12 protein-coding genes are annotated in these 12,797 nt (G+C 42.5%); 3 read left to right on the top strand and 9 right to left on the bottom strand.

Annotated elements, in window-relative coordinates:
* Positions 1 to 172: 172 nt before the first annotated feature.
* Positions 173 to 1,243 (top strand): alanine racemase, encoded by a 1,071-nt coding sequence (alr, locus tag B3Q46_RS08690; RefSeq protein ID WP_005236027.1) that lies wholly within the window; start codon positions 173 to 175, stop codon positions 1,241 to 1,243.
* 62 nt (positions 1,244 to 1,305) lie between these two features.
* Here the strand turns inward: alr and B3Q46_RS08685 are convergent, their stop codons facing one another.
* From B3Q46_RS08685 to B3Q46_RS08665, 5 genes are all read right to left on the bottom strand, one after another.
* Entirely contained in the window at positions 1,306 to 1,737 is a 432-nt protein-coding gene (locus B3Q46_RS08685) for a BLUF domain-containing protein (RefSeq protein ID WP_034704218.1), read from the bottom strand.
* Positions 1,738 to 1,851: 114 nt separating this feature from the next.
* Positions 1,852 to 2,586: a proteasome-type protease gene (locus B3Q46_RS08680; protein WP_005236031.1), complete on the bottom strand. Its 735-nt coding sequence runs from the start codon at positions 2,584 to 2,586 to the stop codon at positions 1,852 to 1,854.
* A 20-nt stretch (positions 2,587 to 2,606) separates the two neighbouring features.
* Positions 2,607 to 3,386, bottom strand: a complete 780-nt coding sequence (locus B3Q46_RS08675; RefSeq protein ID WP_286714813.1) for a transglutaminase family protein — start codon at positions 3,384 to 3,386, stop codon at positions 2,607 to 2,609.
* Positions 3,383 to 3,985: an alpha-E domain-containing protein gene (locus B3Q46_RS08670; RefSeq protein WP_286714811.1), complete on the bottom strand. Its 603-nt coding sequence runs from the start codon at positions 3,983 to 3,985 to the stop codon at positions 3,383 to 3,385. The genes B3Q46_RS08675 and B3Q46_RS08670 overlap by 4 nt, the downstream gene beginning before the upstream one ends.
* A 22-nt stretch (positions 3,986 to 4,007) precedes the next feature.
* Entirely contained in the window at positions 4,008 to 5,567 is a 1,560-nt protein-coding gene (locus B3Q46_RS08665; RefSeq protein ID WP_005236033.1) for a circularly permuted type 2 ATP-grasp protein, read from the bottom strand.
* A gap of 241 nt (positions 5,568 to 5,808) precedes the next feature.
* Between B3Q46_RS08665 and B3Q46_RS08660 the strand changes: the two genes are divergently transcribed.
* Together B3Q46_RS08660 and B3Q46_RS08655 are read left to right on the top strand one after the other, a co-directional pair.
* Positions 5,809 to 6,831 carry a helix-turn-helix transcriptional regulator gene (locus B3Q46_RS08660; RefSeq protein ID WP_005236034.1) on the top strand — a complete coding sequence of 341 codons (1,023 nt, stop codon included), beginning with the start codon at positions 5,809 to 5,811 and terminating at the stop codon, positions 6,829 to 6,831.
* A gap of 460 nt (positions 6,832 to 7,291) precedes the next feature.
* Positions 7,292 to 8,962 (top strand): FMN-binding glutamate synthase family protein, encoded by a 1,671-nt coding sequence (locus tag B3Q46_RS08655; protein ID WP_005236035.1) that lies wholly within the window; start codon positions 7,292 to 7,294, stop codon positions 8,960 to 8,962.
* Positions 8,963 to 9,046: 84 nt separating this feature from the next.
* On the opposite strand, the gene B3Q46_RS08650 is transcribed toward B3Q46_RS08655, so the two are convergent.
* The 4 genes from B3Q46_RS08650 to B3Q46_RS08635 are packed head-to-tail and all read right to left on the bottom strand — an operon-like array spanning position 9,047 to position 12,785.
* Positions 9,047 to 10,090, bottom strand: coding sequence for an alpha/beta hydrolase (locus B3Q46_RS08650; protein WP_005236036.1), 1,044 nt, complete (start codon positions 10,088 to 10,090; stop codon positions 9,047 to 9,049).
* On the bottom strand, positions 10,090 to 11,229 hold the full coding sequence (locus B3Q46_RS08645) for a YdcF family protein (protein ID WP_005236039.1): 1,140 nt from the start codon (positions 11,227 to 11,229) through the stop codon (positions 10,090 to 10,092). The genes B3Q46_RS08650 and B3Q46_RS08645 overlap by 1 nt, the downstream gene beginning before the upstream one ends.
* A gap of 5 nt (positions 11,230 to 11,234) precedes the next feature.
* Positions 11,235 to 12,272: a UDP-N-acetylmuramate dehydrogenase gene (murB, locus tag B3Q46_RS08640; protein WP_005236046.1), complete on the bottom strand. Its 1,038-nt coding sequence runs from the start codon at positions 12,270 to 12,272 to the stop codon at positions 11,235 to 11,237.
* A 3-nt stretch (positions 12,273 to 12,275) separates the two neighbouring features.
* Entirely contained in the window at positions 12,276 to 12,785 is a 510-nt protein-coding gene (locus B3Q46_RS08635; protein WP_005236052.1) for a low molecular weight protein-tyrosine-phosphatase, read from the bottom strand.
* Positions 12,786 to 12,797: the final 12 nt, after the last annotated feature.

Here is a 12,797-nt window from a genome sequence, read left to right as displayed (position 1 = left end):
ATGCCTGCTGTGCATGAAATTATATAAATGAGCATGTCCATTTATGGCAGATAGGTCTACAATATTTGCAATTTTGAAATGACCGCTTTTGTTTTCACAATCCTGTTATTTCTCTCCCTCTTTTGTGTGTTCCACACGATATTATTTTTGTCATCCCGCAGGAGTATCTAGGGTGCGCCAAGCTACAGTTTATATTGACAGTGAAGCACTGCAATATAATTTAAACCGTGTCAAACAACTTGCCCCAACCGCTAAAATCGTCAGCATGGTCAAAGCCAATGCTTACGGACATGGAGTTAAAGACTGCTTAGCAGCCTTAAAAGATAGTGATACCTTTGGGGTCGCCTGTCTGGAAGAAGCCCTGGAAATTCGTGAACTCGGCTACCAGCAACCCATTACCCTGATCGAAGGCATTTTCTCTGCAGATGAAATGCAGGTTGTGATCGATCAGAATATTGAAGTCATTGTGCATCATCAGCCACAACTGGACTGGTTACTGGCAAATAAAGAAGCCTATATTGCGAAAGGCTTGAAAGTCTGGGTGAAACTCAACAGCGGTATGAACCGTCTTGGTTTTAAAATTGATGTGATTAAAGATGTGATCAATCAACTAAAAGCAGAAGGTTTTACCTGCGTGCTGGCGATGCACTTTGCCAATGCTGATGCGGAACATCCACTCAATGAACAGCAAATCCAGCAGTTCCTTGAAGTGAAAAATGACTGCGCACCTTTAATGGGTTCTTGTTGTAATTCAGCTGCGATCTATAAATATCCAGAATTGCATTTTGACTTTGTGCGTCCAGGTATCATGCTTTACGGCGCGACTCCATTTGCAGACAAAACTGTACATGATCTGGATCTAAAACCAGTCATGACTTTTACTGCGGAAGTGATTGCACTAAACAATATCAAAGCGGGTGAACATGTCGGCTATGGTTCTACTTTCACTGCTGATCAAGATATGACTTTAGCCATTGTTTCTATCGGTTATGGTGATGGTTATCCACGTGCTTTCCCGAAACAGAACTATGTAGCGATTAATGATCAGCAAACCCGTGTGATTGGCCGTGTGGCAATGGACATGATTGCCATTGATGCAACTGGTCTCAATCTGGAATTAGGTACTGAAGTCGAACTATGGGGCAAATCCCGTCTGGTTGATGATGTAGCTGAAGCCAATGGTACGATTGGTTATGAATTACTTTGCCGTATGTCTGCCCGCCCGGTACGCAAACTGGTTTAAAGAAAAACTAGCCAAAAATAATGAAGCCCAATATAAATTGGGCTTTTTTATACGGTCAGTATTTAAGCTAATTTTTGCTCTTCATTTTCGATTAATGACAGTTCAAGTAATAAAGCATCTACTTGTTCCTGGTTAAAATCATTAGGCGTAAAAACTTCAAGCCCCATCTCTTGGCAGAATTGTTGAATGGAACTGCGTTTAGAAATGTATTTCATCGACCAGTCGCCAAAAGTACGCTGCTCAATCTCTTTAGTTTCAAATAGTTTAATATTTTTATGGCGTGAATCTTTAGATAGTCTCTCTGTCAGTAAAGCTTTTAAAACCAGACATTCACCTTCCAAGCACTGGAAAAAATGTCCATCAGCAAAATAAAGCACCCCTGTTATTTGATTAGGATGATTAAAATCACGTGCTTCTTTAAGGATATCCGTTAAATCTTGAAGTAAGTCGGCTTTGGACGAGGTACTTTCACTGGCATAACAAAATTGGTACATGCGGCTAACCTCTATTCTTATCTATGCAATATCGTATAGAAGTTAGCACTGTACACTAAGCAGTCAATTTTTACTAATTCTTATAAGAAAAACTTATTTTTATTTCTATAAATATTATAAGAAATAATCATTCGATGGTGTAGGCAGCTCTGCCAAACCTTTCTTTAAAGTTTCTGACCATTGCCGACTGATATCCGTAAAATATTCATCGTCTTCAGCAATACGTTTACCTTTCGGCATCATCAAGCTGTCTTTTTTATAGACAAGTACATCCAGCGGCATACCGACAGATACATTTGAACGTAAGGTAGAAGCAAAAGAAATTAGAGAACAGCGTAATGCCTCATCGAGTGGCATATCATAGGTCAGAGCACGATCCAGAATCGGCTTACCATATTTACTTTCACCAATCTGGAAATATGGCGTATCCCGTGTCGCGCAAATAAAATTGCCTTGCGGATAAATATGATAGAGCTGCATTTCCTGATTTTTAATCTGGCCGCCGACCAGGAAATTACAATAGTAAGTACTTTGTTCTAAACTATCATCAGTCACATTGGCAATTACTTTTTTGAGCGTATTGCCCACCAGTTCCGCAACATCAAACATGGTGGGTAAACTCAGGATATTCGGTTCCTGCCTGAGTTCCAGCTGATTTCTGATATGTCCGATCACCGCCTGTGTTGTTGCCAGGTTTCCGGAGGCCTGGAGTACGATAACGCGCTCCCCATCTGCCCCAAAGGTATATAATTTTCGGAATACCGAAATGTGATCCACACCAGCATTGGTGCGTGTATCACTGATAAATAGCATACCTTGCTCTAAACGAAGGGCACAACAATACGTCATTTTTTGTCCTTATTAATGAATTAACATCCTAGTACCTGGACGATGGAATACATGGATTCCACACCGCCTTCTTTTCTTACACCACGTACTGGTGCAACATCCCAATAGTCGCGTCCCACCGCAACATAGACATGCGCACTTGGCGTAAATAACAGATTACTCACATCAAAACAGTACCATGCTTGTTCAACAAATACCTCAGCCCAAGCGTGGCTTGCCAAATGTGAGGCATTCTGTGCATAAAGATAACCTGATATATAACGTGATGGTAAACCTAAATGTTTACACATGGCGATAAAAATATGACTGTGATCCTGACAGACACCCTGACGTACTTCAAAGGCATCAATCGCAGAACCTTGTACCGTAGTACTATTTGATATATAAGGAACGTGTTCGAGTACGGCTTGGGCCAAGCCGATTAAATGTTTACGAGTTAATGCTGGAACATGCCGCTCTGCAAAATCCTTCATCTCTGCATTGCATTTTGTGGCTTCAGTCGGTTGTAAAAACAGATAGGGATTTAATGAATCATTTAAGCCCTGCTCATGCGCGAGTTTTAACTCAACGATGCCTTGTGCCATGATCATCAGGCTATGATAGGATTCACGCTGTGTACTGGTCATCCAGAGATTCTGAAAGGCATCATGCCGGATTACTTTCTGACCCGGTACACTGACATCCCAATAGTGCACTTTCTGGTGTTCATTGGTGGAAGGCATCATTTTGATGTACTGAATACTGTTCCTCACCTCAGCTGTGTACGTATATTGCGTTTGGTGATTCACCATCAATTTCATACATCAGCCTCGAACAAGCGATGAATATGATCACTAAACTGGTAAAACTGCTTCAGATCAGGTGCGGCACGTAACTGTGTCCAGTATTGCTTTACACTGCCCCAGCCAATTTCACAGAGTGTATCCACGATATAATCGATTTTACATAAGGTACGGGTCGTATCTTCACCGAGACGTAATTGCTGATCTAGCTGTTCTAGACATTGGCACAGACTGAAAAACAGAAATACATCTGATGATTCTGCTTCCAGAATTTCGGCACAATCTGTCACGACATCGCAGATATAACCGGCATTCTGATCCGCAGTTTTAATCAGTTTCAGTAGTTCGGAATAGGCTTTGCCTGACAATACACCGCGCAATTCCTGAATATTGTCTTTTGCCACTTGAAACTGTTGGGTAAATGAAGTCGGCTGGGTGCTATCTAGAACCAGCTCATTTAAGGAACTGGCATCAAACGCAGGCAAACAGAAAGCATGTGCATAAGCCACAGCGGCTTCATCATCTAAAAATGGAAAATGCGAACATAAAAACTGGGTACGAGATAAATAACGGCCTAACCAAAAAATATGTTGCGCATTGGTATTTAACAAAACCATGACGTTATCCTTCTTTGGAATGTTATGAATGTAAGTTGTCGACTACCCAGGTATCTTTGATCCCGCCACCTTGCGATGAGTTGACCACCAGTGAGCCTGCCTGCATGGCTACCCGGGTCAGACCACCTGGCACAATTTCAGTGCGGTAAGGTGAGCTCAAGACAAAAGGACGTAGATCAATATGTCGTTCAGCAATACCAAAATTGCTTAAAGTCGGACTGACCGACAAATCCAAAGTTGGCTGCGCAATATATAAATGCGGCGCAGCTAAAATCTTATCTCTGAAAATATCAATATGCTGTTGAGAGGCTTGTGGCCCAATCAGCATGCCGTAACCGCCAGAACCTTGTGCTTCCTTGACGACCAGCTGATCCAAATTTGCCAACACATAGTCCAGATCTTCCGGATTACGGCATTGGTAGGTTGGAACATTATTTAAAATTGGTTTTTCACCTAAATAAAAATGAATCATTTTATCGACATAAGGATAAATCGATTTATCATCTGCCACACCTGTACCCGGTGCATTTGTAATTACAACATTATGTTGTAAATATGCGGACATTAAGCCCGGAACACCCAAAGTACTATCTGGTTTAAAGCACAGTGGATCAAGATAGGCGTCGTCGACCCTTCTATAAATAACATCAACCTGTTGACGCCCACGTATCGTTTTTACATAAACCTTAGAGTTCTCAACAAAAAGATCACGTGATGTCACTAAAGGTACATCCATGTCCCTTGCAAGGCAAGCATGTTCATAGTAAGCACTATTGAAACGACCCGGAGTCAAAACCACAATGAATGGATTATCGGTATAGGCATTTTCCGCCAGAATTTCTCTTAAGAGTTTTGGATATTGCTCAATACCGGCAATATTGGATTGCTCAAACACTTTTGGCATTAACTTCTGGCTGATCTTGCGGCATTCCAGCATATAGGACACACCAGACGGCGTTCTCAGGTTATCTTCCAGTACATAAAATTCGCCTTTGGAATCCCGGATAATATCAATCCCGCTAATCTGGCTATAGATACTGCCTTTCAAATGATGCTGATACATATGCGGCTGATACGCTTCATGGGTCAGTACCTGAAGTTCAGGAACAATATTGGCTTTGAGAATATCCTGCTGATGATAAATATCATGCAGAAACAGGTTTAAGGCACGAACACGCTGTGCTGAACCGAGTGCCACCATATTCCACTGTTTACGGGCAATCACCCGTGGGATTACATCAAACGGAATAGTCCGCTCAGTGCCTTGCTCATCGCCGTATACGGTAAACGTAATACCATCAGAAAGAAAATGTTCTTTTGCTACTTCATTTAGCTGATTCAGTTCATCCAGTGTATGCTGTGACAGCCATTCTTCAAGTCGTTGACCTGCCTGACTGTTCATCACCTGATGATCACGCATTTCATTGAAAAATTTCGAAGAAATCTCTTGGTATAAAAAATGCGGACTATGTTTGATTGAAATATTGAGTGCTGTAGTATCTGTAAAATTTTTGCTTAAATCTGCTGCAGTATGATTTTCTACTGTTGTAATAGTATTTGTATCCTGGCTTTCTTTTAGCATACAAACCTCTTCATTGTAATCTATTATAATAAAATCAGAGCAATATCCATGCCATGACATCCGTTTCGAAGTATGCATTAACCCAGTAAAGTGCCTATTCACTCAATATCATTTTTCGCCAAGATGTTTACGGATTGTAGGTCAATTGTTGCGCAGAATAACTTGCGAAAAAAAGCCAGATTTTTTATTGTGGTAAGCTCATATTTAATTTGTTTCCATTGATTGCCAGTAAAAATACATTATGTCAGCACAAGAAAAAGAAACCTCCAATAGCCTTTACCGCCAATGGCAAATCTTGTCGCGTCTTTCTACCGGAAAATGGATGGGAACCCGTGAACTCCAGGAAATCTTGAATCGTGAAGGGATCGAGATCAGTTTGCGTACTATTCAGCGTGACCTGAACCAGATTGCCCAGCGTTTTCCGATTGAGAGCAGTAAAACCACGCCACAAGGCTGGCGCTGGCGTTCAGATGCGCCCATTCAAAGCTTGCCGCATATGACCAGTTCACAGGCGGTGACTTTTATGATGGTGGAAGAACATCTCAAACACCTACTGCCACCTAGTCTGATTGAAGAAATGAACCCCTGGTTTGATCTGGCTCGACGCAGCCTGTCATCACAAAATAATGTACGGCAATGGATTAACCGGGTCAGAATCGTGCCTGCCACTCAGCCACTTATTCCGCCTGTAGTCGATAAAACGGCCCAACAGGCGATTTACGAAGGCCTGTTACAGGACAAACAGCTGGAATGTGTTTATCAGGGTCGTGGTCATAATGGCGAAGAGAAAACCTATATTTTAAATCCGCTGGCATTAGTACAAAAAGGTTCAATTATCTATCTGGTCTGTACCCGTCATGATAAATCGGATATTCAAACCTTTGCCCTGCACCGTTTTAAATCAGCGGTGGTGCTGAATTCTCGTGCCCTGCATCCGGTAAATTTTGATATTGATGAATACATCGAATCTGGCGCTTTAGGATTCCGGGTCGATTTTAACCAGCCAACAGAAAATGTATTACTTCAACTGAGCATGCCTGAATCTGATGCACACTATTTTGAGGAAAGTCAGCTCAGCAAAGATCAAAACATTGAAAAAATTGAAAATGGCATGGCTCTGATTAGTGCGACTGTGCCTTTTACCTCGCAACTGGTCTGGTGGTTACGCAGTTTTGGTAATAAAATCAAAAACATCGAACCAAAAATAGTGGCAGATGCTGTTTACCAAGTGAATGAAACTGATTCAGTCTCTTCCAAAGAATAAAAAAGTCCCCATTTTGGGGACCTGATCAATTTATTATTTTATTTTTATTATTGCTCTGGTGATCTGTTACTGAGCCGGTCTGCTTTCCTCTTGCCCCAGAAAACAGACCGGATGTGTCACATTAGAAATTAAAGAGTCTGATAACATGAGCAAGCCAGCTCTGCATTATTAAAACGGATCGATTTTTTTGTCATAATTTACACTCCTGCTGTGGGGATAAAAATCACTATAGAGCGCTTAAGCCTGTTTTTGAAATAAAAAGAATGCATGCCTTTTGCACAATTTTTTCATAGAAGATTATTTGGAAAATTTATTATCTATCTAGAAGATAAGTATGGCGGCCATTAAAAGACTTTCAGCAAGTTTATAAAATTAAAAAACAATTCTATGCTTGTATAAGCCAGGCAGCTCTGCACATTATTAAACGCTATCGTAGTGGAAATAGGAATTTAATTTCATAATGGCTAACCCTGCGCAATTAGTACGACACAAATTACTTAATACTTTCTTTTCACGGCACTCGGTCTGGTTTGCCTGCATCACCATCGCCGTTATTTTTACGATTTTTCATATCGGTTATGAACCGCGCTATATCTATTATTTTATGCCGGCAACTTTGGTGAATACCTTATGGATCGTCAGTATTCTGCTGAGCCTGCTAGGCCTATATGATGTCTTGCAGAACAGACATTCAATCTTAAAAAATTACCCGATTATGGGTCATTTCCGCTTTATCTTTGAAGAATTCCGTCCTGAAATTCGTCAGTATTTTATTGAAGCGGATCGGGATGCCCTGCCATTTTCACGTATGCAGCGCAGTCTGGTGTATCAACGGGCTAAAAATGAAAATTCAGATAAGCCCTTCGGCTCGATCATAAATGTCTATGAAGAAAATTATAAGTTTATTAGCCATTCCCTTACCCCTTGCAGACCTGCCGATCCAGAAACCTTTCGTATTCTAATCGGCAATGAGCAATGTACCCAGCCTTATTCTGCTTCCATTTTGAATATCTCGGCTATGAGTTTCGGAAGTTTAAGTGCCAATGCGGTTCGGGCTTTGAATCTTGGTGCGCAAAAAGGCAAATTCTTTCATGATACCGGGGAAGGTAGTATCAGCCCTTATCATCTGGAACATGGCGGTGACATTGTCTGGGAAATTGGTAGCGGATATTTTGGTTGTCGGACCTTAGAGGGTCAGTTTGATCCGGTGAAATTTGCAGAAAAAGCCAAGCTACCTCAAGTAAAGATGATTGAAATCAAGCTTTCACAAGGCGCAAAGCCTGGACATGGCGGGATTTTACCTAAAGCCAAGATTTCAGAAGAAATTGCTCAGATTCGCGGGATTAGCCGTGAACATGATTGTGTCTCACCTTCTGGTCATCCAGCGTTTAAAACTCCCATTGAAATGATGAATTTCATTCAACAACTGCGCGAGCTTTCTGAAGGTAAGCCAGTCGGATTCAAACTTTGTCTGGGTCAACCTTGGCAATTTATGAGTATGGTGAAAGCCATGCTACATACCAAAATTTATCCTGATTTTATTGTGGTAGATGGATCTGAGGGCGGTACCGGTGCTGCACCAATTGAATTGATTGACTATATGGGTACTCCTTTAAGAGAAGGCCTTTTGTTTGTGCACAATACCTTGGTCGGTGCAGGATTGAGAGACAAGATTAAAATTGGTGCAAGCGGGAAAATTATCAGTGCTTTTGATATTGCCAGTACCATGGCGCTTGGCGCAGATTGGGTCAATTCAGCGCGCGGATTCATGTTTGCAGTCGGATGTATTCAGGCACAAAGTTGTCATACCAATCAATGCCCAGTAGGAGTGACTACTCAGGATAAAGAGCGTCAAAAAGCACTACATGTCCCGACTAAGGCAGAGCGAGTGTTTTATTTCCATAAAAATACAATGCATGCCCTGTCTGAGCTCATCGCTTCAGCAGGTTTAAAACATCCTTCTGCCATTAAGCCGCATCATTTGGCACAGCGAATCAGCAATCATGAAATCAAGAACTTTGCCCAGATTCATTTCTGGCTTAAAGAAGGCGAATTATTACATTGCGAAAATAAAGATGAGGAAAACTTTTATTTCCGTATGTGGAATATGGCCAAACTGGAAAGTTTTTGAGCCTATAAGAATCAAAAATTAGTCAAATTAGACAAAAAAAGGGCGTTTACTAAAACGCCTTTTTTTAATTGAGAGTGTCACAGTCTAATAATAGGTCTTACTGCCATGCGCATGTAAAAAGGCTGGAATTAAACCTGTGAGTGCTGCACGGATATCCGCGCGTTCATTAATCAATTGATGTGAACCTTCTTCCAGCATTAACAAAGTTTGCAGGCGGAACTTGCGACGGATAAATTCAATGTTATAACGCCAGTCCACTGTCTGATCCTGAGCACCTTGAGCTAACCAGACAGGGATTCGGCAGGCTGGACGTGCTTCCATTTCCAGCATCCAGCGTGACATCGCCAGAATCCAATCCATGCCCATCATGCGGGGTTGCAAAGGATCTTTAAGTCGGATAAAGCGCAGAAATTCAGGATTATGGTTATTACGGCGGAAATGACGTGGTACTTCACGCTTGATCCGGCTGATAATGCCGAGACCGAGCGGATTGTGCCACCAGGCAGTTTTAGCTGGACGAATCAATGGTGACAATAACAGCACGCGATCTACAAACGGATTTTCGCGTCGTTCTGCAAATTCGAGCAAATGATGCATCCAGATCGCACCACCGGTACTTTGTCCAATGCCAACCCAAGGTTTAGGTAACTGCTCGGCATGCTTCACATAACGATATACCGCATGCAAAACCTGCTGGTAATGATCAAAATTCTGGATACTGGCAGATGAACCATCGCTGAGACCATGCCCCGGCAGGTCATAGGTCAGGACGCTAAAGCCCTGTTCCAGCAACTCACGTACAATCGGCTGATAAATTCCGCTATGTTCCAGATATCCATGTAATAGAAAGGCCGTTCCCTGAATCTTGTCAAAACGGGTATTTTCCAGATTGGGTGTAAATACCTGCACATGCAGTTTAAACAGCGGCATCTGTACATAACCCTGCCAATGCTTGCAATCCAGCAAATCGAAACCATACAGTCTGCGATAAGACAGCAGATCAATAGTGGGCTGGTCATCCCTGTTCAGGTTTAAGGGCTGTAAAAGCTGTGGCGTTGTTTCCCTGCTTGGAACAGGTAAATCCAGCTGTTTCAGGATGGTCGGGTTTAAAAACGGAATATCAGACATTAAGGCACCTCCCGACAGTCACTGGAGCCAAACCACATATCGCGGATAGTGGCCAGCATTTCATAATTGGCACGGCGACTATGATCATAATTTTGTCGACTTGGACGCCAACGGGTCAAGGACTTCGGCATCGGTGCTTCCACTGGAATAGTTTGAATGCCATTTAATGCAAACAGACGACGGGTACGTGGCATATGATAACGGTCGGTAATCAGAATCACAGTCGGTGCTCCACCTTTTTTTTGCAATAATAATGAGCTGAAACGGGTATTTTCACAGGTATTCATGCTACGGTCTTCAAGCAATTTGGCATCGACATTGTAATTTTGTAACCAGCGCTGCATATACGGCGCTTCCACACCACTCAATACGATCGGTAACTGATACTGTTTTTCAACTGCGAGTGTGGTTTCCAGACGCAAACGGGTATAGTCATTGACCACAATATCCTTACCATTTTCATGCAAGGTTAGACCACCACCTAAGACCACAATGGCATAAGGCTTAGATTGATTGACCGGTTTTTGTTGCTGTTGTTCTTGCAGTAAAGCCAGATCTTCCTTGATTTCCTCTTTCGCTGTGACCTGAACGGCACTCGCTTCTTCATCTTCTAAAGGATGAGTTGTCAAGAATTCAATATATTGCTCAACGCGTTCTTTGTTTTCATTACTGTCCCACTCCAGCAGTTCGCGGACCTTCTGAGTTGGGTCAACGGCTTCAACAGGTTCTTGCTGGGACAATAAAGGCACTTGTGCAGGCTGATTCTGTTCTGCTTTTTCTTCCTGCTGTTCACGCTGATGTTCTTCAATCATCTGTTGCAGTATCTTGTAGCGTGCCTGAATCAGCATCAGATTGGCAGAATGATTTTTCTGGATATCCTGTTCCATCACATGTAAATAAGCCTGACGGGCAATCCACTGATCAGAACCTGGTTCGAGCGTATCATCTTCACTCAGGGAAGCCATTTTCTGGCTTTGTGCTGCAACTTCGTTAATTTCAAAGGACACAAATCGATTGAGTCCCTTAACCACAAGCTGCGAATAAAATGGCGAATAGATTAACATCACCAGACAGCCGAAAAATACAAACAGTCCTGCGACGATTTGTACTAAACGGACCATCCAATGGGTGTTTTTCATATACGTTATTTATCCTGATGAGATCGAATTAAGCCTTTACAATCAAATAATACCGGTTCAGGTTCGAGCATAATCTTGAATTTGTCCCAGACAGCCTGCTGTACTGCGCCATAGGTTTGACGGACATCCTTCAGAGAAGCATGACCATAGTTCACCAGAACCAGTGCCTGTTTATGGAACATGCCTACTGGCCCAAGCTGTTTCCCCTTCCAGCCTGCCTGATCAATCAGCCAGCCTGCCGCCATTTTAACCTGATCATTGGCCTGCGGATAATGGGGCAAATCAGGAAAATGCACAGCAATTTGGTAAAAAACCTGTTGATTTACGATAGGATTTTTAAAGAAACTTCCCACGTTTGGAAATTCTTTAGGATCAGGCAGTTTGCTCTGACGAATCCGGATCACCTGCCGCTGCAAGTTTTCTGCTGTGAGATTATCACCCACCGCTGCTTTAAGATCACCATAATTCAGTTTCAGATTTACCTGTTTTAGTAATTTAAAAGTAACGTGTGTAATCACATAACGTGTTGGATCATCTTTAAAAATACTATGACGATAGGAAAAATGACAGTCTGCGGCAGGAATGGAATCAAATTTTTTCAGCTTACGGTCATAGACCTCTACCGCATGAATAAATTCGCCGACCTCGACACCGTATGCCCCAATATTCTGCACTGGAGATGCGCCGACTAGCCCGGGAATCAGGGCCAGATTCTGCAAACCATAGAATTTCTGTTCTGTCGTCCAGAGTACGAAGTCATGCCAAACTTGGCCCCCGCCTACCCGCAGACATTGATGCTGCTCATTTCCTTCCAGCATTTCAATGCCCTGAATATCCATATGCAGGACGAGTGCATCAATCTGTTCCGGCAATAACATATTGCTACCGCCAGAAAGAATTAACACATTCAGTTGTTGCTGCTCAGCAAACTCCAGTGCGGCAATCAGATCATCAGTTGATTGGATCTGGCTGTAATAAGCGGCAATCGCTTCAAGATTTAGCGTGTTAAAAGGTTTAAGTTGAACCTGAGTCTGAATCTGCATGACTTAAACCTTTTCTGTTTGATGTTGTTTAAAAATTTCTACCCAAGCCCGACTGCTGGACTCACATTGGTTCAGGACACGCTCAAAACCATCTGCCCCGCCATAATATGGGTCTGGCAAAGCCTGTTTTGGATAGTGCTGATCATGTTCACTCATTAAAGCAACCTGGGCACGCAGGTGTCCGAATTCTGCCTCTGCCTGATGCTGAAGCGCGTGAATATCCGCCAGATTTTCCAGATCCATCGCCAGAATCAGATCATAGTCAATAAAATCATGGGTTTTAAGTTGACGTGCACGCAGACCGGAAAGATCATAACCTCGCTTTAAGGCATGCTGCTGGCTACGCAAATCAGGTGCTTTCCCCGGATGGTAATTACTGGTTCCTGCTGAGTCGACCACAATATCGAGTTTCTGTTCATCACAATAATGTCTGAGTACCACTTCTGCCGTGGGAGAACGACAAATATTTCCCAAACAAACACATAACACCTTATATGGCGTTCTGGATGACATAAACAACCTCAG

This window comes from Acinetobacter sp. UBA2581, assembly GCF_002339435.1.
Classification (GTDB): Bacteria; Pseudomonadota; Gammaproteobacteria; order Pseudomonadales; family Moraxellaceae; genus Acinetobacter; species Acinetobacter variabilis.
The sequence above is the reverse complement of the archived record's forward strand: the minus strand, read 5'-3'. Positions and strand labels throughout refer to the sequence as shown.

What these genes read in the sequence shown, in the direction of transcription:
- B3Q46_RS08685 (WP_034704218.1), bottom strand. Translation starts at nt 1,737, where the DNA reads ATGTACCAATTTTGTTATGCCAGTGAAAGTACCTCGTCCAAAGCCGAC.
- B3Q46_RS08665 (WP_005236033.1), bottom strand. Translation starts at nt 5,567, where the DNA reads ATGCTAAAAGAAAGCCAGGATACAAATACTATTACAACAGTAGAAAAT.
- B3Q46_RS08670 (WP_286714811.1), bottom strand. Translation starts at nt 3,985, where the DNA reads ATGGTTTTGTTAAATACCAATGCGCAACATATTTTTTGGTTAGGCCGT.
- B3Q46_RS08645 (WP_005236039.1), bottom strand. Translation starts at nt 11,229, where the DNA reads ATGAAAAACACCCATTGGATGGTCCGTTTAGTACAAATCGTCGCAGGA.
- B3Q46_RS08680 (WP_005236031.1), bottom strand. Translation starts at nt 2,586, where the DNA reads ATGACGTATTGTTGTGCCCTTCGTTTAGAGCAAGGTATGCTATTTATC.
- B3Q46_RS08650 (WP_005236036.1), bottom strand. Translation starts at nt 10,090, where the DNA reads ATGTCTGATATTCCGTTTTTAAACCCGACCATCCTGAAACAGCTGGAT.
- B3Q46_RS08660 (WP_005236034.1), top strand. Translation starts at nt 5,809, where the DNA reads ATGTCAGCACAAGAAAAAGAAACCTCCAATAGCCTTTACCGCCAATGG.
- B3Q46_RS08655 (WP_005236035.1), top strand. Translation starts at nt 7,292, where the DNA reads ATGGCTAACCCTGCGCAATTAGTACGACACAAATTACTTAATACTTTC.
- B3Q46_RS08635 (WP_005236052.1), bottom strand. Translation starts at nt 12,785, where the DNA reads ATGTCATCCAGAACGCCATATAAGGTGTTATGTGTTTGTTTGGGAAAT.
- B3Q46_RS08675 (WP_286714813.1), bottom strand. Translation starts at nt 3,386, where the DNA reads ATGAAATTGATGGTGAATCACCAAACGCAATATACGTACACAGCTGAG.
- murB (WP_005236046.1), bottom strand. Translation starts at nt 12,272, where the DNA reads ATGCAGATTCAGACTCAGGTTCAACTTAAACCTTTTAACACGCTAAAT.